This window comes from Tautonia rosea (assembly GCF_012958305.1).
GTDB lineage: Bacteria > Planctomycetota > Planctomycetia > Isosphaerales > Isosphaeraceae > Tautonia > Tautonia rosea.
In genome coordinates, this window is record NZ_JABBYO010000004.1 from 277449 (window position 1) to 302503 (window position 25055).

Below are 25055 nucleotides of genomic sequence, written 5' to 3' on the forward strand. Positions count from 1 at the left end.
CCATAGTATCGAAGGATTGGGTGAGTCGAGTCACAATTTTCTGCCGAAACGGGCGCGGGGAGATCGAGGAACGAGAGGATGTGAGACTGGGGTGAGGGTGGATGGGGGATTTCCGCTTGTCGGGGCGGTTGGGTCGGGCTACGCTCAACACGAGTTGAACATCGTATTGAGACGGCGTTGGGGCCGATCGGGCGATGGAATGACGTGTGGTCGGGGATGTTCGGGGAGGAAGCGCCATGAAGTTCGGGCATCAGCACCCGTACGGGGTCGTTCGCCGAGAGTTCTTGCAGGTCGGGTTCTCGGGCTTCGTGGGGCTGGGGCTCTCCGGGTTGCTGGCGGCGCGGGCGAGGGGGAATGAGGAGGGGTCGCCGTCGCGGAAGGCGCGAGGCGTGATCCTGATTTTTCAGACGGGTGGGCCGAGCCATCACGAGACGTTCGACCCGAAGCCTGAGGCCCCGGCGGAGATTCGAGGCGAATACGGGACGATTCCGACGAGTGTGCCGGGGATCCACTTCGCCGAGCACATGCCCCGACTGGCCGAACGGGCGGACAGGCTGGCCGTGGTTCGGACGATGTCGCACAAACACAACAACCACCTGAACGCGACTCACTGGGTGATGACCGGCCAGGAGCAACCGGGGGCGTTTTTTGACAAGGTGGCCTCGCGGGGGGATTACCCCTGCTACGCCTCGGCCATGTCGTATCTGCGTCCGAGGGCCGATGGCCTGCCGGGTGGCGTGATGCTGCCGACCTATTTGATGGAAGGCCCGTTGACCTGGCCGGGGCAGCACGCGGGGTTCCTCGGGCCGAAGTACGACCCGTGGCAGTTGACCCAGGACCCGAACCGCGACGATTTCAAGGTTGAGAACCTGGCCCTGCCAGAGGGGTTCAGTGTCGAGCGGTTGGGGGGTCGGCGGGCATTGGCCGAGGTGCTGGCGAGGGAGACGGAGATCTGGCAGGCGAAGGCGGAGGCGGAGTCGTTCTCGAAGCAGCGAGAGCAGGCGTATACGATGCTCCAGCGCGGTCAGGTGGGCCGGGCGTTTGATCTGACCGAGGAACCGGATCACCTGCGAGACCGCTACGGGAGGCACATGTTCGGGCAGTCGCTGTTGCTGGCACGGCGGTTGATCGAGGCGGAGATCCCGATCGTGCAGGTGAACCTGGGCCGGGTGCAGACGTGGGACTCGCACGCGGATATCTTCCGGCGATTGCGCGAGGACCTGTTGCCGCCGACCGACCAGGGGGTGTCGGCCTTGCTCGATGATTTGCAGTCGAGAGGCTTGCTGGATGAGACGCTGGTGGTGCTGGCTGGCGAGTTCGGTCGGACGCCGAAGCTCTCGATGTTGCCGGGGCAAACGATGGTGGGGCGCGACCACTGGCCGCAGGTGTTCTCGGCCGCCTTTGCCGGGGCGGGCGTGACGGGGGGCCAGGTGATCGGCCGGTCGGACAAGTCGGGGGCCTATCCGGCCACGATGGCGTTTACCCCGGCGGATCTGGCGGCGACGATTTATCGGGCGCTCGGTATCTCGGGAGAGGCGGAAGTGGTTGATATGCTGGGACGGCCGATCCGACTGGTGACGGGATCGCCGATCGAGCCGCTGTACACGGGGGCGGCGGTGTAATCAAGGAATGTGGACAAGTGACATTCTCGGGTTGGCCAGGGTCCTCGCAGCAGCCCCCAGGTGCAAGGCCTCTGCCTCTGGGGGCTGCTGCGAGGACCCCAGCCACCCCTGAAATCATGTCTCCAGGCTCCTGAAGTGAGGCTCAGGAGGAGTCGTTCTCGGGGGTCATCAGGCCGAATTTCTTGAGCTTGCTGACGAGGGTGCTGCGCGGGAGGCCGAGGAGGCGGGCAGCTTCGGACTTGTTGCCGCGGGCCTCGGCGAGGGCGTCGCGGAGTTGGTGGCGTTCGAAGGCGTCAAGCTCGGGGTCATCGAGTTCGGGAGCAGGAGGAGGAGCGGTCCAGGAGGACGAACTGGGAAGGCGTCGGGGTCGGCCTCGGCGGCCGGTCGAGACGGCGGCAGCACGTCGGCGGAGCGAGGAGGCGGCGGCGGCGCGGGGGCCGAAGAGGTCGTCGGGCAGGTCGTCTCGGGTGATGGCAGGGCCTTCGGAGAGGACAACGGCGCGTTCGATCACGTTTTCCAGCTCGCGGACGTTGCCGGGCCAGTCGTAGGCGGTGAGGGCCTCGATGGCATCGTCGTCGAGGTGGGTGATCGGCTTGCCCGATCGGCCAGCAACGTGGCGGAGGAAGGAGACGGCCAGTTCGAAGACGTCAGCGCGGCGGTCGCGGAGGGGAGGGACGACAATGCTGATGACATTCAAGCGGTAATACAGGTCTTCACGGAAACGTCCGGAGCGGATGAGGGCGGGGAGGTCGCGGTGGGTGGCGGCGACGATCCGGACGTCGACGGTGATTGGCTGCGAGCTGCCAACGCGCTCGAAGGTCTTGGTCTGGAGGACGCGGAGGAGCTTGGTTTGGACGTCGAGGGAAATGTCGCCGATCTCGTCGAGGAGCAAGGTGCCGCCGTCGGCCTGCTGGAAGCGGCCCACGCGGTCGCGATCGGCCCCGGTGAAGGCCCCTCGGACGTGGCCGAACAGCTCGGATTCGAGGAGGCTGGGGGAGAGGGCGGCGCAGTGGACCTTGACAAAGGGTTTCGATGCGCGGGGGCTGCCGGCGTGAATGGCCTCGGCGAGTAGCTCCTTGCCGGTGCCGCTCTCGCCAAGGATGAGGACGGCCGACGGGCTGACGGCGGCCTTGCGGACGGTGTCGAGCACGCGCTTCATGGGGGCACTGGTGCCTCGGATGCGGCCGAGGGCGGGGGTGTCGGTGGCGGGGTGATCGGGGGCGTCGAGATCGGACGGGGGAGGCAAGGCCTGGCCGGCTCGGGGTGAGGAGTCGTGATCCTCACTGTGTCGGCCGATGAGCTGATCCTGGAGGACGAGAATCCGACGCTGCTGTTCGGCGATCTTCTCGACCTTGTCGCGCAGCTCTCGGTTCAATTCTTCGAGGGTCCGGTGGATGGAGGCCGAGTGCAGGGCCAGAACGGCGACCGAGGAGAGGGCGGCGAGGAAGACCATTTCTTCATCATCATACGGTAATCCGTTGCGTTTCGGCCCGAGGACCAGGACACCGGCCAACTCGCCGTCGGAGGAGAGGGCGGCGGCGACCTCGCCGCCGAGGGCGATGAGGGCGTCGGCGGTGGGGTCGTGCGAGGCGCGTGCCATCGAGCCGGGGAGGCGGACGGTTGGCCGGGCCCGGAGGCGTCGGAGGATCGGGCTGTCGTCGGGCAAGGTGGTTTGATCGGGCTCTGGACCGAGGCTGGCGACGACGGAGAGCGGGCGGTCGGGAGCGGTCCGGAGGTAGATGGTTCCCCAGTCGAGGCCGAGGACCTCGGCGGCGGCTTCGAGCAGGCGACGGCCCAGGGTTCCACGATCGACGAGGCGGTCGACGGCCTGGCTCATCTTGCGCATGGCTTGATCAAATTTGTACTTTTCGCGGAAGAAGCGGCGGTCGATGGCCTGCTCGAACCGGCGGCGGACGCCTCCCGAGAGGACCAGGATGACCAGGGCGGTGAGCATGACCACGGTGGCCTCGCGAGAGGTCTGTTCATCTTGAAGCGAGTAGCCAACCGCCAACGCACCGACGACCAGGACCAGCGAGTAGAGCAGGCCCAGGCCGACGCTGACGAGCAGGTAGCGGACGCTGCGATTGAAGATCTCCTCGGCCTGCATTAGTTTGTATCGGGTGATGCTCACCGCGTAGGCCGAGGTATAAAGAAGTGAGACGGTGTACATGGGCCAGGCGGCGCTATCGAGCCCAAGGACCGAGGTGTCTTCGGCAGCGAGCAGGAGCAGGTAGCCGATGAAGACGGTCGAGAGGAGGGAGGCAAGCAATATCCAGCGGACCTGGTTGCGCTCGATCGGGTTGCGGGCGCGGCGATAGCTGTAAAGCAGGCAGGCAATACAGAGGGCGAAGATCAAAACGGAAAAGCCGACATGCCCGAGGGCCACCCATTTGATGAGCCTCTGCGCGGCCAGACGAAGGCCAAGGGTGGCGGGGTCGGGCTCGCCGGTCAGGGAGATCCAGAACATGGCCGCCCAGAGGATCGCCAGGTTGACCGCGAAGACGCCGTAGAGGCCGAGCATCACCCAGCGGCGGTGCAGGAGCAGAAGCGGGTTGGGCCTTGGGAAGACCAGGAAGAAGTGCAGGCTGGCAATCGGCACGACCATCGCAAGGGGGACGAACGGGAAGATCAACAGGCGTTCGCTGACGATCTCGGACCAGTGGTAGCCCCCCATGAAGGCCCCCACCGTAAAGACGCAGAGCCAGAAGAAGACCCGGGCCGATCGGTCGTTGGGGCGTCGCCACAATACGATCGCGCCGAGGGCGAAGATGACCATTTCCTGCGCGAACCAGACGAGGGACCAGACATACATGCCAAACGGTCGCAGGCGGACCTCGGCTAGGGCCTGGATCGGGTCGGCATTCGAGCGTTCGCCTTCCCAATCAAGGGGAAGCCATTCGACGAGCAGAGTCGAGCCGGAGGGGGTCTGGCCGATCATGCGTTGCGCTCGAATGATGGCCGTGTAGTCGTTGTCGGCAATCTCGATGCTCCAGGCCCCATCGGACGAGGCGATCCGGGAGATGCGGTCGCCGACCTGGGGAACCTGGCGGACATCAGGCCCCTGCACCGGGTCAAACCAGTGGTAACGCGGGCTGATGGGCTCCTTTTGCGCAGTGCCGAAGACGCAGCGGATGCCGATGTCTCCCGAGGTTGCCACCACCCAGAGGACCGAGAGTGAATAGATGACCACGGCGACCGTGGCGAGGATCACCGCCAGTTGATGGGAGTGATTGGGCCACCATTCCCGAATGGGTGGCATTGCCCATCGTCGCGGTACAGTGCCAGAGGCGAAGAGAGAACGCACCAGGGAGGTCTCGTAGGTGTTCATCAGGTTGAAGCTGATTTCACGATAGCGATTCGGCGCCGAAAAGCAACGAATAATCCGTCGTCACCCTGGCTGGCGAAGACGAATTTTGTGGAATCGCTGCCGGAATCTCATTTGATCGTTTGGGGGATTTGGCTTGTGTTGTGGAATTGGGAAATTTGGAGATAATAAAGAGATTTTAAGAGAAGAGATTCTAAATTCATTTCCGGTATGAGTTTGCGTTGCCAGATGTTTTCTCTGTTGTGGAATTCGACGTTGATTCTCGTAGTTGGCGAGGTTCGGCGCTGATGATCGCTAGCGAAAAATCGGCAGAGTGTTAGAAGGTGATCAGGGAGATGTGGGCGAGTGTCGCACCAACTGAGGTTCAGGCATGGCAGGTGCGGAGGAGGTCATTCATATCCCTGGCGGGAGGGTCGTCAGGACTGAGAACATGAGCCTTATCCTTATGGGAATGTGAATCACGATGCGACGATCGGCGAAGTCAAGCGCGATCCCAAGCTGGGAGACGGAGTGGAGCCCGATCACGCGATGGCAGGTCGAGGGTCAGGGAGGGGCTCATGAGGTGGTTCGGCTGGGGCAAGGAGAGCCGATCGTCCTGCTGCCGGGGCTGGCGGGTGGCTGGAAGATGGTGATGCCGCTGGCTCGTCGTTTGGCGAGGCGGCATGAGGTGCATCTGGTGGGGCTCTCGGGAGACGGGGCGTTCTTGCCTCGGTGCGCGGGAGTCGGGGTGGTGGACGAGGCGAAGTCCTTGCTCTCGGCGGTGGATCGGCTCGGGCTGGAGCGGCCGGCTCTGATGGGGGTCTCTTACGGCGGGGCCGTGGCGTTGGAGATGGCGATCGAGGCGCCGGGGCGGTTTCATCGGCTGGCCCTGTTCGGGGCCGAGGCGCAGTTTGGGCGAAAGTGGGCGGCGACGATTGCCCGCAGAGTCCTGGAACGTTTCCCGATGCCGAGCGATAGCCCGTTCATCAACCAGTTCTTCAACCTGCTGCACGGCGGGAAGCCCGAGTCGGGACCGCTGGCCGAGTTTGTGGTTCGGCGCTGCTGGGAAACGGACCAGGGGGTGATGGCCGATCGGCTCCGGGCGCTTGAACTGTTTGACGCGACCGATCGGCTCTGGCGGGTTGAGACGCCGACCCTGATCTTGGCCGGCTCTCGGGATGTGATCGTCACGGGAGAGCGGCAGAAGGCCCTGGCTCGGGCGATTGCTCCGTCGCGGTTTGTGACGATTGAGGGAGCCGGGCACCTGGGCTTCCTGACGCACCGCAAGGAAGTGTCGGCCCGGATCGCGCGTCACCTGGGGGTGGCTCGACGGACGGTTTCCTGATCGGAGACGAAAGATCGACAATGACCGATCCGTTGCCTCCTCGATTCGAACGGGCCTTGCGATGGGCGACCATCTGGCACGATGGTCAACATCGCAAGGCCAGCCCCATGCCCTACGTGCAACATCCGATCGCGGTAGCCTGGATCCTCGACCGGCTCGGATTCGACGAGGATGTGGTGATCGCTGCCCTGCTCCACGATGTGGTGGAGGATACCGATGCAACGCTCGACGAGATTCACGAGCGCTTCGGTGATCGGGTCGCGGAACTGGTTGCGCACTGCTCGGAGCAGAAGACCGACAGCGAGGGGAATGTTCGTCCCTGGATCGTCCGCAAACACGAGCACCTCGATTCCTTGACCACTGCTCCGGAGGCAGCGAAGGCGATCAAGCTGGCCGATTGTTTGCACAATATGCGGAGCATGGTTGACGACCTGGCGCGTGAAGGCGATCCGTTCTGGAATCGTTTCAACGCGAGTCGGGATCAGATTTTCGAAAAACTTCGACTGGTGCTGGAACGATTGGGGCATGGGGAGGATGATCGGCTTGGGCAACTGGCCCGGTTGGGCTGGGCGACCCTTGCGGAGCTGGGGGGCGCAGAGCCGGGCGATGAGGTGCCGGAACCGTTCGTGAAGCCCGGGTCGAGGTGATCTGACCCCTTGAATTACGCTTGAGAGGGGGCCGGTGGCCGAGGTACGAATCGGGTTTCTGGGCTTTCTGGCTGACCTGGCTGTCGGCGATTGGGTCCGGGAGCGGTTCCGGGTCGATCCGATGAGGATCGAATACGAAACCGTTCCGGGGCGTCCCTCGATCGCCTGAGTCGCGAGGAGGATGCTCGGCTCCGGGGACGTGCCCGGCCCGTCCGAGTCTTCCTGTCGACGTGAGCGGGAGGACGCCCAGTCGATGAGTCGACAGGATCTGACCGAGCCTCAATCCCGAACGCCACGGGTCGACGAGCCCGAGGAATCTTCGAGCGGGAACGGGAATGTTGATCCTGACTCATGGGTCGATCGGCACGGCGATGTGCTGTATCGCTGGGCCGTGCTTCGGCTCGGAGATCATGAATCGGCAGCGGATGTTGTGCAGGAGACGTTTCTCGCGGCGCTCGATCACCGGATGCGGTTCGACGCCCGATCCTCGGAACGAACCTGGCTTCTCGGAATCTTGAAGCATAAGATCGGCGATGTCTTGCGGCGGCGTCGCCGTGAATCGGTTGCCGCGACCGAAGGGGCGGAGAGACCTGAGCGGGAATCATTCGGGGAGCCATTCGACCGCCGAGGTTTCTGGGTCCGCGGCCCGTCTCGCTGGGAAGAACCTGGCCTGGCCCTCGAATCGGCCGAGTTCTGGGAGCAGCTGCGGAAGTGCCTCGGCGCGATGCCCGAGCACCTTGCCGAGACCTTTCTGTTGCGTGAGGTGGAGGGGGTTGACGGCCCCGAGGTCTGCCGGGACCTGGCAATCACGCCGGAGAGTTTCTGGAAGCGGATGCATCGGGCTCGTCTCTTGCTCAGGGAGTGCCTTGAGCTACGCTGGTTCGGCACCCGTTAAACGGGGAGCGGGCCGCATTCGGACCCTCTCCTCGACCTCGTTCCTGGTCGTGGTTTGGAATCACCCTCATGGTTCGTCTGATTCGCCGACTCTGGCATGGCTGGCGGTTGATGAACCTGCCGTGTCATCGGATCTCGGAGCTGGTGAGCCGATCGCTTGATGATCGGTTGACGTTCGGGGAGCGGCTGGCGTATCGGTCTCACCTGATCTATTGCGTCGCCTGTCGGCGATATCGCCGACAGGTGTTATTGATCCGCGAGATGATGCGGCGTGGGCCGGGCCCCGGCGTCGGGCCGACGATGCCCGAGGAACTTCGCGAGCGGATCACTCGGGCGATGAAGGAACGTTGAAATCGAGGCGGCCCGGTCAGGATCGGGCGGCGATCGACGACCAATAGGGTGAGCGGACGCCGGGGGACCGCGATCGGCCTTCCCCGGATGGAACGACCGGGGCTCGGGCTGAGCGGCCCGACCGGTGGCGATCGACGTGCGCTCCGTCCGAAGGAGAATCATCGATGAGAATTTTGACGTGGATGGGAGTGCGGGGGGGAGTCCCGGCGATCGCCTCGGCGGTCGTGGCGCTGGTGTCGGGGGTGACGGGGCCGAGCCCGACGGCCTCGGCCTCGTCGATTACGCTTCGGGTGAAGGTGACGAACCTCGCCCCGAACGGGGGGACGTCCCTGACTCCCGTCTGGTTCGGCTTCCACGACGGCGGCTTTGACCTCTATGACCGAGATCTGCCGGCCTCGGGGGCGATCGAGCGGATTGCGGAGGACGGCGATGTCGGCCCGCTGAACACCCTGTTCGAGAGCAGCGGCAACGGAGACGTCCAGGGGACGATCTTCGGGGCCGGGGCGGGGCCGGGGTTTCCAGGGGCCCCGGTGATCGCGCCGGGGGGGATGGCCCATGTCGACCTCATGATCGACCCGATGGCAGCGTCGAGTCGGTATTTCAGCTATGCCTCGATGATCGTGCCGAGCAACGATTTCTTCATCGCCAACGGCAACCCGCTCGCGTTTGAAATCTTCGATGCGATGGGGCAGTTCCGGAGCAATACCGGAAGGCGGGGGGTCTTCGAGTTCACGGTGCTCGGCTCGATGGTGCTCGACGCGGGCACGGAGGTGAACGACGAGCTGCCGGAGAACACGGCCTTCTTCGGCCAGTCGATGCCCGATACCGGAGTCGACGAGAATGGCGTGATCACCCTGGCCGACGGATTCATCCCCGGCGGCCCGATTCTGAGCGACCCGCGGTTTCTCAACGCCGACTTCACGGCGCCGGGATACCAGATCGCCCGGTTCGAGATTACGGTTGTGCCGGAGCCGTCGTCGGTCGTGCTGTGCGGCCTCGGTCTGGTGGCCGCGGGCGGCCTGGGCGTCCGTTCTCGGCTTCGGAGAAATCGGTTGCGTATGGAGAGTTGATTCGGGGTTGCCGCGCGGCTATAGTTTCCCTGTCGACCCAAGCGGACACACGCAGGGTCGGCCTCTACGGGCCGCGTGAACGTGGCGCGGCGAGACTGGAGCTCTGATCCGTCCGAGGCTGGACTCCGGCGGCAATCAGGGGGAACCGGTTTTGAAAGGAGGTGATCCTGTGTGTAGCAGCGACAACCAGAGGCGGCTTGCCTAACGGCAGCCGACGGGTGCCCGTCGGGGAGCCGCACCCTGAGACTTGCCGTTCAACGCGGTAAGTGAGGCCGGATCCGGGTCGCCGGGTCCGGCCTCTTGCATTTTGGCGAATGGGTCTGGTAAGTTCAGAATCTCAATCCCGAATGATCGAGGCTGTTGGGCGTTGTGGATGATGCGACGCGACCCTCGGCTCGATCTGATGTCCTGACGTCTGGAGCCGAACGATCTTGGATCGGTTCACCGCGACCGTTGGCCGTTTTTCCTTCTCCTTTACCTTCGGGTATTGGTGGTGGGCTCGCTCGTTTACCGAGTGGTCGGCCGCAGGTCGCCGGGCAGTGCTGGGATTGTGACTCGACGGAAGGTCGAGTGAGACGAATCACCCCAAGGCCCCGAGACCTGCGAAGGTCTCGGGGCTTTTTTTGTTTCTTTCGTTTCGTGTTCTCATTCCGTTTCGTTTCGTTCCCTTTCGATTCGAGGGGAGCCAGTGAGTGAAGGTGCCGGAGGGTCGTCAGCGGTCGGTCCCACTGTGGGGTCGGCAGGCCGGTCGGACACCTTTGACCCCACCAGAAGAGGGCGGATTGCCGTGATCGTCGTGATGAAACCGGACGCGACCGAAGAGCAGATTACCCACGTGCGCGATCATATTTCCTCGCTCGGCCTGCAACCGCAGGTCATCGTCGGAGAGCACCAGACGGTGATTGCCGCGATCGGTCAGGAGCGACCGGGGATGGTCGAGGCGTTGGAACCGGCCGAGGGAGTGGTCAAGGTCTTGCCGATCATGGCGCCCTACAAGCGGGCGTCGTCGGAGTTGAAAACCGAGCGGACGGTGGTCCGGGCACGATCGCTGGAGGTGGGCGGGAAACGGATTGGGGTGATCGCCGGCCCTTGCTCCGTCGAGAGTGAGGAGCAAATTGTCAGCATCGCCCGGAAACTGAAGGAAATGGGAGCGACCGGCCTGCGAGGTGGAGCCTACAAGCCGAGGACCAGCCCGTACAGCTTTCAGGGGCACAAGGTCGACGGCCTGAAGATGCTGGCGACGGCTCGGGCCGAAACCGGTTTGGCGATCGTGACCGAGGTGATGGCTCCGGAGCATGTCCCGGTGGTGGCCGAATACGCCGACGTGCTCCAGATCGGGGCGCGGAACATGCAGAACTATCAATTGTTGCAGGCGGTGGGAGATTCGGGCATTCCGGCCTTCCTGAAGCGTGGGATGAGCGCGACGATGGAGGAGTTCCTGCTGGCGGCCGAGTATATTCTCGATCGAGGAAATGAGAACGTGATGCTTTGTGAGCGTGGGATTCGGGCGTTCGAGGACCATACTCGCTTCACCTTGCCGCTGGCGTCGGTCCCGTATTTGCAGATGAAAACGCACTTGCCGGTCGTGGTCGACCCGTCGCACGGCACGGGCAAGGCGGCCCTGGTGCCCGCGATGGCTCGAGCCGCGATTGCCGCCGGGGCGGATGGCCTGATGGTCGAGGTGCACGATGACCCGGAACACGCCATGAGCGACGGCGCCCAGACGATTACCCCCGAGGTCTTCTCCCGGATGATGGCGGATTGCCGACGGGTGGCCGAGGCGGTCGATCGCGGTCTTTGAGTCGAGGGCTGAGGCCCTCCCTACGTTATTCCATGCCTGGAGACCGATCTCGGCCTGAGCGTTCAACCCCTCGGCAAGGTGCCAACGATGAGGGAAGGGGCGACTTGGGCCGGAGCGGTCTCTGAGGCGGAGGGCTTGCAGTGATGAAAACGCTTCAAATGGTCAACTGGGTGTTTCAGGGGTGGGAGGGACCGCTTCGGGTGCTGGTGGTGGGCTCGGCCGCGTATCTGGCGCTGATTGTGCTGATGAGGATCACGGGGCCGCGAACCCTGTCAAAAATGAACGCCTTTGACTTCGTGGTGACGGTGGCGATTGGCTCGACCCTGGCGACCGTCTTGCTGTCGAAGGAGGTGGCGCTGATCGACGGGGTGGTGGCGCTGGCGTTGTTGATCATGCTTCAATGGCTGATCACCTGGCTGGCGACCCGATCGGAACAGGTGACCCGATTGATCAAGGCCGAGCCGGTGCTGCTGGTCCGGGACGGTCAGATGCTTCGGCAGTCGATGGACCGCTCTCGCGTGATTGAGGCGGACATTCTTCAGGCCGTTCGTCAGCAGGGGAACGGGTCGATCCGAGACGTGTCGGCCCTGGTGCTGGAGACGGATGGTTCGTTCTCAGTGATTTCGAAACCGATCGACGGTGAGCCGACGGTGCTGGCGAACGTGGATCGAGATGTCGTGGCGAGGCGGTTGAATGATTCGAGGGTGTGACTCGATGGGAGAGGTTCGAAGGATGATGCCTGTGGCGAGTGCCCGACCGATTCGAATTGTGCTGGCGCATTGACCACGTTGGTTGCACGGAGGGATAATTAAGAGAGAGGACAGTCAGTCCTTTGAGTCTGATTGGGGCTTGTGTGGAGCCTTAAGCTGTTCTCCTATGCATGCGCAGAGGAGATTTGAAATGAAGATTCTCGTTCCAATTGATGGATCGCCCTGCAGCCGGGCGACGATTGAGGAGCTTTGCCGTCACACCTGGCCGGCGAACAGTGAGATCAAGGTCATCACGGTCATCCACGTGGGAGGACCGGAAGTTTTCGATCCCATGATGATGGCGTCGTCGTTTCACTTCGACCTGCTCGCCGAGGCCAGGAAGCACGCCCCGAAGCTGGTGGAAGGGGCGGCCCAGACAATCATGGAGCGGACGAAAGACGTGAAGGTCACCTACGAGGTGCTCGAAGGGGTGCCGAAGGAAGAAATTGTCGGGCAGGCCGAATACTGGGGTGCCGACCTGATTGTGCTAGGATCGCACGGGCATGGGCCGGTCGGTCGATTCTTCCTCGGTTCGGTTTCGCATGCGGTGGCCATGCATGCACCCTGTTCGGTACAAATTGTGCGAAAGCGGGCTGAGACGAAGGTCGGGTGACGTGATTCGAAAAGACGAGGAAAGGTCCCTCGGGTTTCGGGGACCTTCCTCTGTTGACGTGGAAGCGACGATTCGACCAGTCCCTGGGTGCTCGGAGCCGAGAATTCCGCTTTTTCCTGCCGAAGGTGATTCCGCGGGCCGACTGGACGGGCGGATCGGGGTGTGATGGGATGGTCGTGAGGTTAGCCGACGGACTTTCGGCGCAGGAGGTAGAGGTCTTGATTGGCCTGATTGCGTCCGGGGCGGAAGCCCATTAGATCCCATTGATGATGGAGGTGAAGAATTACCCAGGAAAGCGGGAGGAAGGCGTCTCCCCAGTCCGAGATCGAGTCGAGTTGTGACTGAACTTCATCATTGTGACGGTAAACGTCTTCAAATCGGTAGCGGTTCTGGGCGAGGTCGGCGGCGATGGCGCGAATCCCTTCGTCGGATCGCCAGCCGGTCCGAAGCGAATAGCCCAGGGTAGCGGCCCCGTGGGTAGTGAACATCAAGACGCCATCGGGCTTAATGATCCGGGCCATCTCATCGAACCAGGCCAGGGCGGCGCGTTCGGAGAAGTGAGACCAGATGGAGATGGCATAGACGCCGTTGAAGTGCTGCGAGGGATACGGCAGTGGGGGCCACTGGGGGCTGATCTGGAAGTCGATGCCGGGCAGGTGGTCTGAGGCCCAGGCGATGGACTCCTTGACGGGATCGCACCCGTACCATTGGGCTTCGGGGTAGGCGGCTGCGAGGTAGCGGACCGCGGCGCCGGAGGAGCAGCCGAAGTCGAGATAATGGCCGTCTGATTCGACCTGGCCGCCGCACTGTTCCAGTTCTTCGATGAATAGGTCGCCGCTGTACTGGTCGCCGATGAAGATCGGCTTACGCATCATGCAATGGATGTGCGCGGGGGGGTTGGCATCGCAGAGCCCCGTTTTGGCACCGACGAGATGTGGGAGGAAGTGGGTTCCGTAGCGGAGGATTTCCCGTCGGAAATGCTTGGGATCGGAGGTGGCGTAGCCTTCGAAGACCTGGCGGAAGGTCTCGGGGTCGAGCCGGTCGCGAAGGGATTCCCGGACGAGCTGGAGGTCGGTCGGGTTGAGCCGAGCAAAGAGGCGGTTGGTTGCGGGGGTTTGTGCGGGAAGTTGGTAAGCGGCGAGCAATCCGAAAGTCTCGGCGATCGAAGACTCAAGCGGCAGGTCGTCCGGGAACAGTGAGTCAACCGGATGGGAGCGTTCGGTGGCTGGGGCGGTCATGGGTCTCACCTCGTCAGGTTCGTGAGAGAAGACGGGACTTGAGGCTGCAATTCGGGCCGGGAAGATGACGCTTCACACCGGAGCAGCAGAATCTTCGCTCACCATCGAGCCCTTGGCTCGTTGAGCCCGAGGTTGAACAGGTGACGTGGTGCCGGTTTCTGGATGGATGGGCAGACCATAAACGGACCCCGAACGGGGGTCAATGGCGGATTTGACCAGGCAAAGTGAACGGGACGAGAGGGATTGTGACCGATCGGCTCAGCAAATGGAGAGGATGCGGAGGATGAATAAAGCAGAAATCAGAGGTAATCTTCGCGGACGGGATGAAAGACGTCGAGGGCGAGGGCGGGGCCGTCGAGGGCGACGACGCGATGGGGAACACCTCCGGGGATGCGCCAGAGGTCGCCGGGTTCGAGGATGCGCGTGATGCCGCCGACGGTGAATTCGAGTCGGCCTTTGACGAGGTAGCCCATTTGCTCGTGCGGGTGGAAGTGCTCGGGGACGATGCCGCCGGGCTGGAATTCGACGACCGAGAGCATGATGCCCTGGCCGGCGGTCACGCGGAGGTCGACACCGGGGAACAAGGGGAGGTGCTTGCCGGAGCCAGCGGAGATGAAATAGTCGTCGGCGGTCGGTTCGGGGGGGGCATCGGGCATGGGATCAACGTCCTCGGGGGTATCGGGCCATGACCCACTGGCCCCAGGCCGTGAGGAACTGGTTGCGGTCGACGCCGAAGAGTTGTTGCACACCGGCGTCGAGCTGCTGGCGACCGCCGAGCATCCCTCGGACGAAGGGGCCGAAGGCGCGCGGGTTGGCGGTCGAGAGCCATTCCAGGAGGCTGAAGCCGAGTGCTCGGGTGTCGTCGGGCGGGAGTTGATCGCCGAGGGCCTCGGCCGACTTGGTGGTCCAGCCGAGCTGCGAGGCCCGGACGGTCGCTGTGCGGAGCCGAGCGACGTAGGGGCTTCGTGGTTCGAGCTTCGAGGCGAGGAAGGCTCCGTAGCCGAGGGCAAGCCATTGCGGGGCGTTGGCATCGCTTCGGGAGACGGCACCGGCGCCGAGCTGCTCGACGAGGAGGAAATCGAGGCTGCGATCGACAGCGGCATCGCTGGCCTCGCCGCCGCCGAAGGGGTCGAGGGCGACGAGGTAAGGGGTGTCGTCGGCCAGATCGGCGCGGCCCTGTTCGCCGTCGAGCGGTTCCTGGCGGGCGACGGTGCGGACGAACTCGGCGTAATGGTTGCGATCGGTGAAGACGTAGACGCTGATCTGGAGCGGGCCGAAGGGGGCGGTCTGACCAGGGCGGGTCAGCATGGTCTGGAGGGTGTCGGCGGCCTTGTCGAGGGTCTTGACGGTGGCACTGGCGCGGGATTCGGGCAGATTGCCAAACAGGAGAACACGCTTGCCGGCGGTCGGCTCGGGGGGGTTGCCGGCGCCGGCCTGGGCCCAGCGGAGGGTGGCGGCCTCGGTCAGTTGCGTGCGGCGTTCTTCGGGTGAGAGGCGGGCGAGGGCGGCGGCTCGGAGCTGATCGGGAGAGACGGCGACCTCGGCCAGCGGAGCGCTGGGATTGGCCCCGGCGTCGAGCAAGGCTCCGGCGGCGATCCAGGCTTCGATCCGGGCTATGGTTTCGGGGGCGAGGTTCGTATTTCCGGGGGGCATTTTGGGGGTGCTTTCCCCCTTGACGCGGAGGATCAGCTCGCTGGCGTCGGGATTGCGGGCTTCGATGACGGCGCCGGACTCGGCCCCGGTCATCAAGGCGCGGAAGGTGCTGAGGTCGAAACCGCCGCGGCGATCCCGAGCGTTATGGCATCGGACGCAGTTGGCCACGAGGACCGGGGCCACGTCGGTGGAGAACTTTGGGCCGTCGTCGGGGTTTTGGGCGACGGGGGCGGGGACCGGAGCCGGTTCGGGCGAGAAGAGGGAGACGGTGCGAATCGCCTGGTTGGGCTTGCAGGTCTGACAGGCTCGGAAGCCGCCGGCCTCGGCCGCGCCGGGAGAGCGGAAGGCGAGGCGGTTGCCGGGCGAGAGCCGCCGGGCCGAGGAGCAATCAGGCTCGTGATAGACCTTTGAGTTCTTTGATCCGACGACCAGGCCGCCGACGTTTTGCGCCCGAAGCTTCGGATTCGGGCCGTTGATCATCAACAGCAGGAGGACGGCGGCGATCGGGCAAAGTGCGATCGCGAGATTGGGGAGTCGTCGCCGCATTTGCGCACGCTCCAGCAAGGCCGACGGGTCGGGAATGATTGCATTTGATTTTGGCCCATCCATCATGCCAACGCAAGGCCGACCCAGGACGGTCCGGGGTTTCGTGATCGACCGATCCTTTGCGGCGGTTGCTAGACAAAGTGAGGCGGCTGGCGTATGAGTTGGGCATTGAACCCTTCTCTCGTGCCGGGCGATCGAGCCCGCTGATCGGCTTGCAAACCGAGGCAGACCGCGATGGACGCCGATGGACCGTTGACCCCGCTCCGATTCACTCCGATCTTGAAGCGCTTGATCTGGGGGGGGCGTCGCCTGGCGTCGAAGCTGCACAAGGACCTCGGTCCGGAAGACGACTACGCCGAATCGTGGGAGCTCTCGGATCACCGGCACGGTCAGAGCGAGGTGGCCGAGGGACCGTTCGCCGGATCGACCCTGCACGATCTGGTCATTCGGCGAGGGCCGGAACTGCTGGGCGAAGCGGTGGGGCTTCGGAAGCAGTTTCCACTGCTGGTGAAATTTCTCGACGCGCATCAGGTGCTCTCGGTGCAGGTCCACCCGGACGACGAGCAAGGCCGTCGTCTGGCCGACGACAACGGCAAAACCGAAGCGTGGGTCGTGATCGACGCCGAACCGGGCAGCCGGATTTATTCGGGCCTGAAGCCGGGGGTCGATCGCTCTCGATTTGCCGAGGCACTGCGAACCGGCCGGATCGAGGAGGTCTTGCATGCCTTCGAGCCGAGGGCGGGGGACTGCATCTTTATTCCGGCCGGGACGGTTCACGCGATCGGCGCCGGGGTCTTGCTGACCGAGGTGCAGCAGATGTCTGACGCGACGTTCCGAGTCGATGATTGGGGGCGCGTCGGGCCAGACGGTGCGCCTCGGACGTTGCACCAGGCCGAGGCGCTGGAGGTGACCGACTACGAGCGAGGCCCGGTCGATCCGGTGCGATCGCGGCTGGACATGATCGACGGGGGGACGCAGGAGCATCTGATCCGGTGTCCGTACTTTGCCCTCGATCGGTACGTATTGACCGGGCCGACGCGGATCGGAGATCCCCAGCAAGGGCGGTTCACGGCCCTGATCGGACTGGGGGGGAAGGTCAAGGTCTCGCATGAGGGGCAATCGTATCCGGTCGAGCTGGGACAGACGTTACTCTTGCCGGCGGTGATCGGGGCCTGTCCGATCGAGCCAAGCGGCGAGGGTGAGGCGATCGTCCTGACCTGCACGGTCCCTTGAGCACGCCACCGAGCGGATCGAGAATCGGCGGAATGGAAGGAGATGGGGTTCGACGGGAGTGGAGTGACGCGATCGTGTCTGCCTTGCCTGAAGGTTCCGGATCGATCCCCCCTGCCCTGGTTGATCGGCTGCCGGTCTGGAGATTCTTGCTTGGGGGGATCGGCGCGGCCGGTTCGATTCGGGCCTTGGTCCTGGCAATCGTCGGGCTGCAACTGACGATGGTCGGCTGGGCGGCGATTGACGGGATGAGCCGCGATGACGTGGGGACCATCCGGCGCACGATGCTCGGTCCTCGGCCGGAGATCGAGCGGTTCAAGGGGCAAAATGCGGTTCAGGAGGCTCTGGCTCGATCGGCGTTGACGATTGTCGACCCGGTGCGGGTGGTTTCGGGGCCGGTCGGAGGACTGCTGGCGATAGATCGAGGCGGGATCGGGCCAGGTCGGTTGAGTCTCGCGGCGATCTGGGCGCTGGGGGTCTGGGGGGTGATCGGCGGGGCAATCGGCCGGCTGGCGGTGAGGCATCTGGACCCGGTGGGCGAGGAGATCGGGGTCTGGTCTGCCGTTCGGTTCATGGGGACTCGCCTGAGGAGTGTCCTGGCCGCTCCGCTGGGGGTGCTGGTGGTGGTCGGCCTGCTGGCGATCCCGTCGGCCGTGCTCGGTCTGATCGGTTCACTGGGAGGAGCGGGAGCCGAGGCGATCGTGAACGGGGGGCTCTTGGTTTCCCTGGCACTGGCAATTCCCTCAGCGGTGCTGGTGATCGTGCTGATGATCGGCTGGCCGCTGATGGTCTTGACGGTGGCAGTGGAAGGGGAAGACGGTTTCGAGGCGTTGAGCCGAACGGTCAGCTACCTGAGACAACGCCCGGGGGTGTTTCTGGGATCACTCGCGATCAGCGGGACAGCGGGAGCCTTAGGCCTGATCCTGGTGTCGCAGTTGGCTCGCCTGGTGGTGCATCTGGCGGGTTGGGGATTGGCGATCGGTGGGCCGAGCGATCCGATCGGGCCGGGGTTTGCGTGGTCGGGGGCCGGAGAGGGCCTCTGGCCTTCGAGGTTGGAAGGGTGGCTGGCGGGGATCGGCCTCGTCTTGCATGGCTGGGCGTTCGGTTACGTCTGGTCGGCGTTCGCCCGGATTTATGTCGTCCTGCGTCACGAGGTGGACGGTACCCCCTGGCCCGACCTCTATCGGCCCGAGGAAGACGCGGAGCCGTTCGCCCCGGAGCCGACCCGTTCTCCAGCCAGGTCGGGCTGATCCGGTGGGGCCTTCCCCATGCCGATCGGCCCCGATGAGCGGCAGGCGACCGACCTTGTTCACGGTCGCGATCGTGCCTATAATCCGTTCAGAAGTTTCTGAAACCCCTCCCAGGACAGGGGTGGCATGCTCGGAATGGTGGGTTGATGGACCGCGACGATTCCAGCCCTGGTTCGCTTCGGGTGGGTGCCGTGAGGTACCTGAACGCGAAGCCCTTATATTTCGGGCTCGATCGCCTCGCGCCCGGGATTCGGCTGGAGATGGACTTGCCGAGCCTGCTGGCGGATCGTCTGGCGGGAGGGTCGCTGGACGTGGCCTTGATTCCGTCGGTCGAGTACCTGCGCGGGGCGAAACTGGGCTACCGAATCATTCCGGGCCTGGCGATTGCCTCGGGAGGGCCGGTTCGCAGCGTCAAGCTGTACAGTCGGGTGCCGTTTGCCCGGATTGATCGGCTCGCCCTGGATGAGGGGTCACGCACGAGTCAGGCCCTGGCCCGCGTCTGGCTGGATGAGGCGCACGGGGTGCGTCCGTCGATTGTAGAGTCCTTGCCGATGGGCGTGCCGGTTCAGGAAAGTACGGCCGATGCGGTGCTCTTGATCGGCGATCGCGCCATGAGAGACCCTGACGAGCGGTTCCATGCGGTCGTCGACCTGGCCTCGGCCTGGCGATCGTTGACCGGCCTGCCGTTTGTCTTCGCGTTGTGGGTCGCCCGATCGGGGATCGACCTGGGCGACCTGCCCGAGGCGTTGCACCACGCCCGGGCCGAAGGGCTGGTGCACGTGGATCAGATTGCCGAGCAGATTGGTCCCGGACTCGGCCTGACGCGTGACGAGTGCATTGATTACCTGACCCGGAATATTTCGTACGATCTGGGTGAGCCGGAGGTCGCCGCTCTCCGCCTGTTTGCCCGGAAAGCCGCTGCGCTGGGGCTCGCCCCGGAGGATGTGGATCTTGCCTTCGCCAACACCCGACGTCTCCCGGATCTTGCAGCGCGCCGTTGACGGCGAGCGTCTCTCGTTCGATGACGGGGTCACCCTCTTGAAGGAGGGGGACCTGCTGTCGCTCGGCCGCGCCGCCGATGCCGTCTGCAAACGGCTGCACCCCGAGCCGTACCGCACCTACAACATCGACCGAAACATCAACTATTCGAACGTCTGCGCGGCGATCTGCCACTTCTGCGCCTTCTACCGGAAGGTTGGCGATACCGACGCCTATGTGCTCGATCGCGAGGTCTTGCTCGACAAGATCCGGGAAACGGTGGAGCTGGGCGGCGATCAGATCTTGATGCAAGGAGGCCTGCATCCCGAGCTGCCGTTCGACTGGTACATTGACCTCTTGCACGACATCAAGGCGGCCTATCCGCAGGTCAACGTGCACGGCTTCAGTCCGCCCGAGATTCACTTCCTGGCCAAGAAGTTCAAGATGCCGGTGATCGAGGTCCTGCGCCGGTTCAAGGAGGCCGGTCTGGGAAGTCTGCCGGGAGGAGGCGGCGAGATTCTGGTCGACCGGGTCCGGAAGATTCTGACCAAGGGAAAGGTGCTGAGCGACGACTGGCTGGCGGTCCATCGGGCCTGGCACGAACTCGGGGGCATTTCGACGGCCACGATGATGTTCGGTCACGTCGAGACGCTGGAGGAACGGATCGAGCACCTGGAGCGCTGCCGACAGCTTCAGGATGAGACGGGCGGCCTGACGGCGTTCATCTCCTGGACCTTCCAGCCGGACAACACCGACATGGCCGACGTGCCCGCGCAGGGGGCGTTCGAATACCTTCGCGTGCAGGCCGTGACCCGGTTGTATCTCGACTCGATCCCCAACATTCAGTCGTCGTGGGTGACGCAAGGGCCGGCGATCGGCGGCCTGGCGCTCTATTTCGGCGCCAACGACATGGGGAGCCTGATGATCGAGGAGAATGTCGTCTCGCAGGCCGGCACCGTCTTTCAGCTTTCGGTCGACGAGATCAAGCGGGCGATCCGAGAAGCCGGTTACATCCCCCGGCAGCGGAACGTGTATTACGACTACATCGACGCCGACCCGCAGACGGAGCTGGCGGGATCGCCGTTGACGGTGGTCTGAGGATACTGGATCGCGCTCGGCCTCGCGGACCGGAGTTCGATCGCAGGGGCTGGGCGTTTTGGCCCCAGGCCCCTCTCCCCGCTCAAGGGGAGAGGTAGGCGGACATTCAATGCCTGCACCCTTTCGCGCCGGAGCGGGCTGGGCATCCGGATCCGATCATCTCCTTCCCCGCCCTGCCCGGTCTGGCTAGAATGGCCTAGATTGTCAGGAGTGGGTGGTCTTGTACCGCGCCTTTTCTGGTTGTTCTCGCCGGCCCAGGTCGAGCCGTCCCGATGATCCAGGTCGAGCAGCTTTGCAAGGCGTTCCTCGACTACCGGCGGGGCTGGGTCCCGGCGGTGCAGAACGTGAGCTTCGAGTGCGTTCCGGGTCAGATCTTCGGCCTTCTGGGTCCGAACGGAGCCGGGAAGACGACCACGCTCCGTATTCTGAGCACGGTGCTTCGGCCGACCAGTGGCCGGGCGATCGTGGCCGGCCACGACGTCGTGACGGAACCGGAGGCGGTTCGCACAAAGATCGGCTTCATGTCCTCGGGCACGGGCGTCTACGACCGGATGACCGCCTGGGAACTGGTGGCGTACTTCGGCGGGCTGTACGGGATCGAGGGGGCGACCCTGAACGACCGGATGGAGCAGATCTTCGACTGGCTCCAGATGAACGACTTCCGCGACGTGCTCGGCTCGAAGATGTCGACCGGCATGAAGCAGAAAGTCTCAATCGCCCGGACGATCATCCACGACCCGCCGGTCTTGATTTTCGACGAGCCCACCTCGGGCCTCGATGTCCTGGTGGCTCGCGCCGTCTTGTTGAAGATTCTGGAGCTGCGAGACCGGGGGAAAACGATCATCTTCTCGACCCACTCGATGCAGGAAGTGACCAAACTCTGCGATCGGGTTGCGATCATCTACAAAGGGCGTCTTCAGGCCGACGGACAGCCCGACGAATTACTGGAACGCTTTGGGCAGCCCGACCTGGAGGAGCTGTTCTTCCACCTCGTCGAACGAGCCGATGCCGAGGCGGTGGCCTCGGCTTGAACGGCAAAGTCTCACGTCATTGACCCCTCAGGCCCCGAGCCCGACATCCCATGCGATGGTCCCGCATCCGTTTGATTTTCGGCCGAGAGCTGCGTGATCAGCTCCGCGACCGCCGGACCCTCTTCATGATCTTCGGGCTTCCGGTCCTTCTTTATCCGATCCTCGGCTATACGGTGAAGGAGCTGACGGCGGCCTTCGAGCAGCGGCCACGCCGGGTGGTGGTCGTCGGCGCGGAGCATTTGCCCGCAGAACCGCCGCTGCTGGTGACGATCGAGACGGACGAGGGGGAGATCGTCCAGTTCAATCCGGTCTTTTCCGAAGGGGTGTCTCAGGGGCTGTTGATCGTTGAACAGGTGCCCTCGGACTCGTACCTGGCTGATCCCTCGGCGCAGCTTGAAGCCATGAGGCAGGGGTCGGCCGATGTGATCGTCGAGATTCCCTCCGACGTTCGAGAACAGATTGAACAACTTCAGCAACCGACGTTTCGGATCGCCTTCCTGCGGGCCGACGAGCAGAGTCTGGCGACCTATCAGACGGTCGAGGAGATCATTGCAGGGTGGCAAGACGCGATTGTCGCTCAGCGACTGGCCGCCGATGCAAAACCGGCCGAATACATCGCGCCGATTGATGTGCAAGGGGTGGACCTGGCGCGGCAGGTGCTTGGCTCGTCCACCTCGGGGGCGAGTGTTTGGGCGCGGCTCTTTCCGTTCTTGCTGGTGATGATGGCCTTGACGGGGGCGTTTTACCCGGCAGTGGACCTGTGTGCCGGTGAAAAAGAGCGGGGGACGATGGAAACCTTGCTCATCAGCCCGGCCTTTCGCAGTGAGATCGTGGTCGGCAAGTTTCTGACGATCATGGCCGCCAGCGTGGCCACGGCCCTGCTGAACTTGGCGAGCATGGGCGTGACGATGGGCTTCCTGGCGCGACAGCTTGGCGCGGGGCTCGGAGGCGAGGGAGGCTCGGGGATTGGCTCGCCGATGGACGAGCTGAGCCCGCCTTCGATTCTGGCGCTGGGCTGGATCATCGTGCTCTTGATCCCGCTTTCCGGCTTCTTCAGCGCCATTTGCCTGGCGCTGGCGGTGCTGGCGAGGAGCATGAAAGAGGGGCAGTACTACATGACCCCTCTTTACCTCATTGCCCTGCCTTTGATTTTCTTGACGTTGATGCCAGGGGTCGAGCTGACACCGTTTTACAGCCTGGTGCCGATTACGGGTGTCTCGCTGTTGCTGAAAACGCTGATGCTGGAACAGTATAACGAGGCGTTTCAGTACTTCTTACCGGTGATGTTGTCGACGATTATTTATGGATTGCTCGCGTTACGGTGGGCGGTTGGTCAGTTCCGATCGGAGGAGGTTCTGTTCCGAGAGGCGGAGCGGTTCGACCTGGTCTCCTGGTTCCGCCACCTGATTCGGGACCGCGGCCCGACCCCGACCGCGGGCCAGGCGATTGCCTGCTTTGTCATCATCCAGGCGTGTGCCTGGTATACGTCGATGCTGCTGTTCGGGGCAAACCCCCTGGTGGCTCTGGCGATTGGTCAGCTTGGGTTCATCCTGGTGCCGCCGCTGGTGATGACAATTCTGTTCACGTCGAGCCCGAAACGAACGCTTCGGCTGCACTGGCCGGGCTGGGGAGCCGTGGTGCTGGGGGTTGGCCTGGCGTTGACCCTGAACCCGCTGACGGCCGAGCTGCGGTCGATTGTGATGGAACTGTTTCCGATGCCGAAGGCAATGGAGCAGGCACTTCAGGGATTGCAGGAGGCGATTCCGAACCTGGCCACGGCGCTCTTGCTCTTTGCGATCATCCCGGCCATCTGCGAGGAAGTGGCCTTCCGGGGCCACATTCTCTCAGGGCTGGAATCGACGCTGGGGAAATGGTCGGCGATCTTGCTTTCAGCATTCTTGTTTGGATTTTTGCATGTTTTGATTAGCTTGTTTCAGCAATTTTTCAACGCGACCTTGCTCGGGGTGGTGCTTGGCTGGCTGGCGATTCAGACGCGGAGCCTGCTGCCGGCCATTGCATTTCATCTGACGAACAATGCGTTGGCGGTGGTCGGGCCGTCGCTGGCAGTGGGCTGGCTCTATCGCGATCAGACGCTGTTCTTGTATCAATGGCACTGGGTGGCCCTGGGCGCGGTCGGATCAGCGGCCTTGCTCGTGGTGCTTTCTCGGATCGGCGGAGATCGGCCCTCGACCGTTGAGGATGAGCCGACGATCGTGGCCGAGAGGGCGGTTCCGGTAGGAGTCGGAGAGGTTCGAGACCCCGATCGTGAGAACTGATGAGCACGACCGACTTGATCCTCGGCGCTCGCTATGTCTTCCCGGTCGAGGGAGATCCGATTGCCGAGGGTCGCGTGACGATTCGGGAGGGCCGGATTGCGGCGGTGGGGCCTGCCGGGAATCGTTTGCCGGATGTCGATCTGGGGAACGTCGCGATTATCCCGGGGCTGGTCAACGCTCACACGCATCTGGAACTGTCGTCGATTGATCCTGCGAGGGATGATCCGTCCTCGTGGCCCGAGGACGAGATCGAGTGGTTGGGTCGGGTGATCGCCCATCGTCGGGAGAACTCGTTGGGGTCGCTCCGTGACGCGGTGGATCGCAACCTCGACGAGGCCCTGCGCGCCGGAACGACGATGCTGGCCGATACGACGAGCGCCGGATTGAGCTGGGAGGCGATTGCCGGGTCGCCAGTTCGGGCGGTCGTGTTTGCCGAGCTGATTGGCTTGAAGCGGATGCGAGGGTTGGAGACCAACCGGCAGGCGTGGGACTGGATTTCCTCGATCCAGCCCGCCGATCAGGTGTTCGCCAACGCGAAGCCGGGGCTCAGCCCCCATGCGCCGTACAGCACGGCAGGCTGGCTCTACCACCGGGCCGCCAGCACGCAGATGCCGCTCTCGACCCATCTGGCGGAGCTTCCCGAGGAACGGGAGTTGCTCCGGCATCGTCGGGGCCGGCTCCGCGAATTCCTTGAGAGCATGGGCGCCTGGGACGACGATTGGGAGCCGATCAGCCCCGAGCCGGCCGATTACATCCGTCGCGGGGCCCTACGTGATGCCGACTGGATCGTGGCACATGGTACGTATCTTGATGCCGACGACTTCTGGCAACTGCGTCCTGAGGCCGGGGCCGACGGCCACCGGGTTGCCGTGGCGTTTTGCCCCCGGACCCACGCGCGCTTCGGGCATCAGCCGCACCCGTTCCGGGAGATGCTGGAGCGCGGAGTGGTGGTTTGCCTCGGGACCGACAGCCTGGCCTCGACCCCGAGCCTCAGCATTCTGGACGAGATGCGCTTCCTGCACCGACTTGACGCCAGCCTCGGCGGCCCCTTGCTGCTGACGATGGGGACGTTGTTCGGGGCCTGGGCCCTGCGCGCAGAAACGGTGACGGGCAGCCTGAAGCCGGGGAAATCGGGTGATCTGGCGATCGTCTCGCTGCCGGATCGAGAGGCCGACGACCCGTACGCCCTCTTGCTCGATTCGGACTTGCCGGTGGTCGCCTCGGCCTTCGAAGGGCGATTTCGAGCCGATCCCGGCTGGCGACCCGGCAAGGAGTTGCCTGGGTCAAGGTCCGGGTGAATCGCTCAGGATCGTTGTGAGCAACGTGGCGGATCACGTCGAACGTTGAGAATCACGCCCT

At 64.0% G+C, this 25055-nt stretch carries 21 protein-coding genes; 17 read left to right on the top strand and 4 right to left on the bottom strand.

Going from position 1 to position 25055, the window contains the following annotated elements:
• The first annotated feature begins 236 nt into the window (after positions 1 to 236).
• On the top strand, positions 237 to 1622 hold the full coding sequence (locus HG800_RS08715; protein WP_169975889.1) for a DUF1501 domain-containing protein: 1386 nt from the start codon (positions 237 to 239) through the stop codon (positions 1620 to 1622).
• A gap of 142 nt (positions 1623 to 1764) precedes the next feature.
• On the opposite strand, the gene HG800_RS08720 is transcribed toward HG800_RS08715, so the two are convergent.
• Complete coding sequence (locus HG800_RS08720; RefSeq protein ID WP_169975891.1) at positions 1765 to 4881, bottom strand: sigma 54-interacting transcriptional regulator; 3117 nt, start codon at positions 4879 to 4881, stop codon at positions 1765 to 1767.
• Positions 4882 to 5410: 529 nt separating this feature from the next.
• On the opposite strand from HG800_RS08720, the gene HG800_RS08725 reads away from it, so the two are divergent.
• From HG800_RS08725 to HG800_RS08760, 9 genes are all read left to right on the top strand, one after another.
• Positions 5411 to 6271, top strand: coding sequence for an alpha/beta fold hydrolase (locus HG800_RS08725; protein ID WP_169975893.1), 861 nt, complete (start codon positions 5411 to 5413; stop codon positions 6269 to 6271).
• Between the two features lie 20 nt (positions 6272 to 6291).
• Entirely contained in the window at positions 6292 to 6918 is a 627-nt protein-coding gene (locus HG800_RS08730; protein ID WP_169975895.1) for an HD domain-containing protein, read from the top strand.
• Positions 6919 to 6952: 34 nt separating this feature from the next.
• Positions 6953 to 7087 (top strand): hypothetical protein, encoded by a 135-nt coding sequence (locus tag HG800_RS27945; protein ID WP_261345903.1) that lies wholly within the window; start codon positions 6953 to 6955, stop codon positions 7085 to 7087.
• A gap of 84 nt (positions 7088 to 7171) precedes the next feature.
• Positions 7172 to 7813 (top strand): sigma-70 family RNA polymerase sigma factor, encoded by a 642-nt coding sequence (locus tag HG800_RS08735; RefSeq protein WP_169975897.1) that lies wholly within the window; start codon positions 7172 to 7174, stop codon positions 7811 to 7813.
• A gap of 68 nt (positions 7814 to 7881) precedes the next feature.
• Entirely contained in the window at positions 7882 to 8163 is a 282-nt protein-coding gene (locus HG800_RS08740) for an anti-sigma factor family protein (RefSeq protein WP_206352184.1), read from the top strand.
• A 164-nt stretch (positions 8164 to 8327) separates the two neighbouring features.
• Positions 8328 to 9233 carry a spondin domain-containing protein gene (locus HG800_RS08745; RefSeq protein ID WP_169975900.1) on the top strand — a complete coding sequence of 302 codons (906 nt, stop codon included), beginning with the start codon at positions 8328 to 8330 and terminating at the stop codon, positions 9231 to 9233.
• A 787-nt stretch (positions 9234 to 10020) separates the two neighbouring features.
• The gene (gene aroF, locus HG800_RS08750; protein WP_169975901.1) at positions 10021 to 11034 is read left to right on the top strand and encodes a 3-deoxy-7-phosphoheptulonate synthase; all 1014 of its coding nucleotides are present in this window, start codon (positions 10021 to 10023) and stop codon (positions 11032 to 11034) included.
• Positions 11035 to 11177: 143 nt separating this feature from the next.
• Positions 11178 to 11744, top strand: coding sequence for a DUF421 domain-containing protein (locus tag HG800_RS08755; RefSeq protein WP_206352186.1), 567 nt, complete (start codon positions 11178 to 11180; stop codon positions 11742 to 11744).
• Between the two features lie 190 nt (positions 11745 to 11934).
• Positions 11935 to 12396 (top strand): universal stress protein, encoded by a 462-nt coding sequence (locus HG800_RS08760; RefSeq protein ID WP_169975903.1) that lies wholly within the window; start codon positions 11935 to 11937, stop codon positions 12394 to 12396.
• Between the two features lie 182 nt (positions 12397 to 12578).
• On the opposite strand, the gene HG800_RS08765 is transcribed toward HG800_RS08760, so the two are convergent.
• The 3 genes from HG800_RS08765 to HG800_RS08775 form a co-directional block, all read right to left on the bottom strand.
• The gene (locus tag HG800_RS08765; protein WP_169975905.1) at positions 12579 to 13634 is read right to left on the bottom strand and encodes a class I SAM-dependent methyltransferase; all 1056 of its coding nucleotides are present in this window, start codon (positions 13632 to 13634) and stop codon (positions 12579 to 12581) included.
• A gap of 299 nt (positions 13635 to 13933) precedes the next feature.
• Positions 13934 to 14290, bottom strand: a complete 357-nt coding sequence (locus HG800_RS08770) for a cupin domain-containing protein (RefSeq protein ID WP_169975907.1) — start codon at positions 14288 to 14290, stop codon at positions 13934 to 13936.
• Positions 14291 to 14294: 4 nt separating this feature from the next.
• Complete coding sequence (locus HG800_RS08775) at positions 14295 to 15833, bottom strand: c-type cytochrome domain-containing protein (protein ID WP_169975909.1); 1539 nt, start codon at positions 15831 to 15833, stop codon at positions 14295 to 14297.
• 234 nt (positions 15834 to 16067) lie between these two features.
• Here HG800_RS08775 and HG800_RS08780 point away from each other — a divergent pair, with 234 nt between their 5' ends.
• From HG800_RS08780 to HG800_RS08810, 7 genes are all read left to right on the top strand, one after another.
• Positions 16068 to 17066, top strand: a complete 999-nt coding sequence (locus HG800_RS08780; RefSeq protein ID WP_169975911.1) for a type I phosphomannose isomerase catalytic subunit — start codon at positions 16068 to 16070, stop codon at positions 17064 to 17066.
• A gap of 74 nt (positions 17067 to 17140) precedes the next feature.
• A complete protein-coding gene (locus HG800_RS08785; protein WP_169975913.1) occupies positions 17141 to 18313 on the top strand; it encodes a hypothetical protein in 1173 nt (390 codons plus the stop codon).
• 146 nt (positions 18314 to 18459) lie between these two features.
• Positions 18460 to 19314 carry a menaquinone biosynthetic enzyme MqnA/MqnD family protein gene (locus HG800_RS08790; protein WP_169975916.1) on the top strand — a complete coding sequence of 285 codons (855 nt, stop codon included), beginning with the start codon at positions 18460 to 18462 and terminating at the stop codon, positions 19312 to 19314.
• A complete protein-coding gene (gene mqnC / locus HG800_RS08795) occupies positions 19256 to 20389 on the top strand; it encodes a cyclic dehypoxanthinyl futalosine synthase (RefSeq protein WP_169975918.1) in 1134 nt (377 codons plus the stop codon). The genes HG800_RS08790 and mqnC overlap by 59 nt, the downstream gene beginning before the upstream one ends.
• 272 nt (positions 20390 to 20661) lie before the next feature.
• Positions 20662 to 21420 carry an ABC transporter ATP-binding protein gene (locus tag HG800_RS08800; RefSeq protein ID WP_169975920.1) on the top strand — a complete coding sequence of 253 codons (759 nt, stop codon included), beginning with the start codon at positions 20662 to 20664 and terminating at the stop codon, positions 21418 to 21420.
• A 50-nt stretch (positions 21421 to 21470) separates the two neighbouring features.
• Positions 21471 to 23696, top strand: a complete 2226-nt coding sequence (locus HG800_RS08805; RefSeq protein WP_169975922.1) for an ABC transporter permease subunit/CPBP intramembrane protease — start codon at positions 21471 to 21473, stop codon at positions 23694 to 23696.
• Complete coding sequence (locus HG800_RS08810) at positions 23696 to 24994, top strand: amidohydrolase family protein (protein WP_169975924.1); 1299 nt, start codon at positions 23696 to 23698, stop codon at positions 24992 to 24994. The genes HG800_RS08805 and HG800_RS08810 overlap by 1 nt, the downstream gene beginning before the upstream one ends.
• Positions 24995 to 25055 lie beyond the last annotated feature (61 nt).

What these genes read in the sequence shown, in the direction of transcription:
- HG800_RS08720 (WP_169975891.1), bottom strand. Translation starts at nt 4,881, where the DNA reads ATGCCACCCATTCGGGAATGGTGGCCCAATCACTCCCATCAACTGGCG.
- HG800_RS08755 (WP_206352186.1), top strand. Translation starts at nt 11,178, where the DNA reads ATGAAAACGCTTCAAATGGTCAACTGGGTGTTTCAGGGGTGGGAGGGA.
- HG800_RS08715 (WP_169975889.1), top strand. Translation starts at nt 237, where the DNA reads ATGAAGTTCGGGCATCAGCACCCGTACGGGGTCGTTCGCCGAGAGTTC.
- HG800_RS08735 (WP_169975897.1), top strand. Translation starts at nt 7,172, where the DNA reads ATGAGTCGACAGGATCTGACCGAGCCTCAATCCCGAACGCCACGGGTC.
- HG800_RS08730 (WP_169975895.1), top strand. Translation starts at nt 6,292, where the DNA reads ATGACCGATCCGTTGCCTCCTCGATTCGAACGGGCCTTGCGATGGGCG.
- HG800_RS08790 (WP_169975916.1), top strand. Translation starts at nt 18,460, where the DNA reads ATGGACCGCGACGATTCCAGCCCTGGTTCGCTTCGGGTGGGTGCCGTG.
- HG800_RS08765 (WP_169975905.1), bottom strand. Translation starts at nt 13,634, where the DNA reads ATGACCGCCCCAGCCACCGAACGCTCCCATCCGGTTGACTCACTGTTC.
- HG800_RS08800 (WP_169975920.1), top strand. Translation starts at nt 20,662, where the DNA reads ATGATCCAGGTCGAGCAGCTTTGCAAGGCGTTCCTCGACTACCGGCGG.
- HG800_RS08725 (WP_169975893.1), top strand. Translation starts at nt 5,411, where the DNA reads ATGCGACGATCGGCGAAGTCAAGCGCGATCCCAAGCTGGGAGACGGAG.
- mqnC (WP_169975918.1), top strand. Translation starts at nt 19,256, where the DNA reads ATGTGGATCTTGCCTTCGCCAACACCCGACGTCTCCCGGATCTTGCAG.
- HG800_RS08770 (WP_169975907.1), bottom strand. Translation starts at nt 14,290, where the DNA reads ATGCCCGATGCCCCCCCCGAACCGACCGCCGACGACTATTTCATCTCC.
- HG800_RS08760 (WP_169975903.1), top strand. Translation starts at nt 11,935, where the DNA reads ATGAAGATTCTCGTTCCAATTGATGGATCGCCCTGCAGCCGGGCGACG.
- HG800_RS08805 (WP_169975922.1), top strand. Translation starts at nt 21,471, where the DNA reads ATGCGATGGTCCCGCATCCGTTTGATTTTCGGCCGAGAGCTGCGTGAT.
- HG800_RS08780 (WP_169975911.1), top strand. Translation starts at nt 16,068, where the DNA reads ATGGACGCCGATGGACCGTTGACCCCGCTCCGATTCACTCCGATCTTG.
- HG800_RS08810 (WP_169975924.1), top strand. Translation starts at nt 23,696, where the DNA reads ATGAGCACGACCGACTTGATCCTCGGCGCTCGCTATGTCTTCCCGGTC.
- HG800_RS08775 (WP_169975909.1), bottom strand. Translation starts at nt 15,833, where the DNA reads ATGCGGCGACGACTCCCCAATCTCGCGATCGCACTTTGCCCGATCGCC.
- HG800_RS08740 (WP_206352184.1), top strand. Translation starts at nt 7,882, where the DNA reads ATGGTTCGTCTGATTCGCCGACTCTGGCATGGCTGGCGGTTGATGAAC.
- HG800_RS08745 (WP_169975900.1), top strand. Translation starts at nt 8,328, where the DNA reads ATGAGAATTTTGACGTGGATGGGAGTGCGGGGGGGAGTCCCGGCGATC.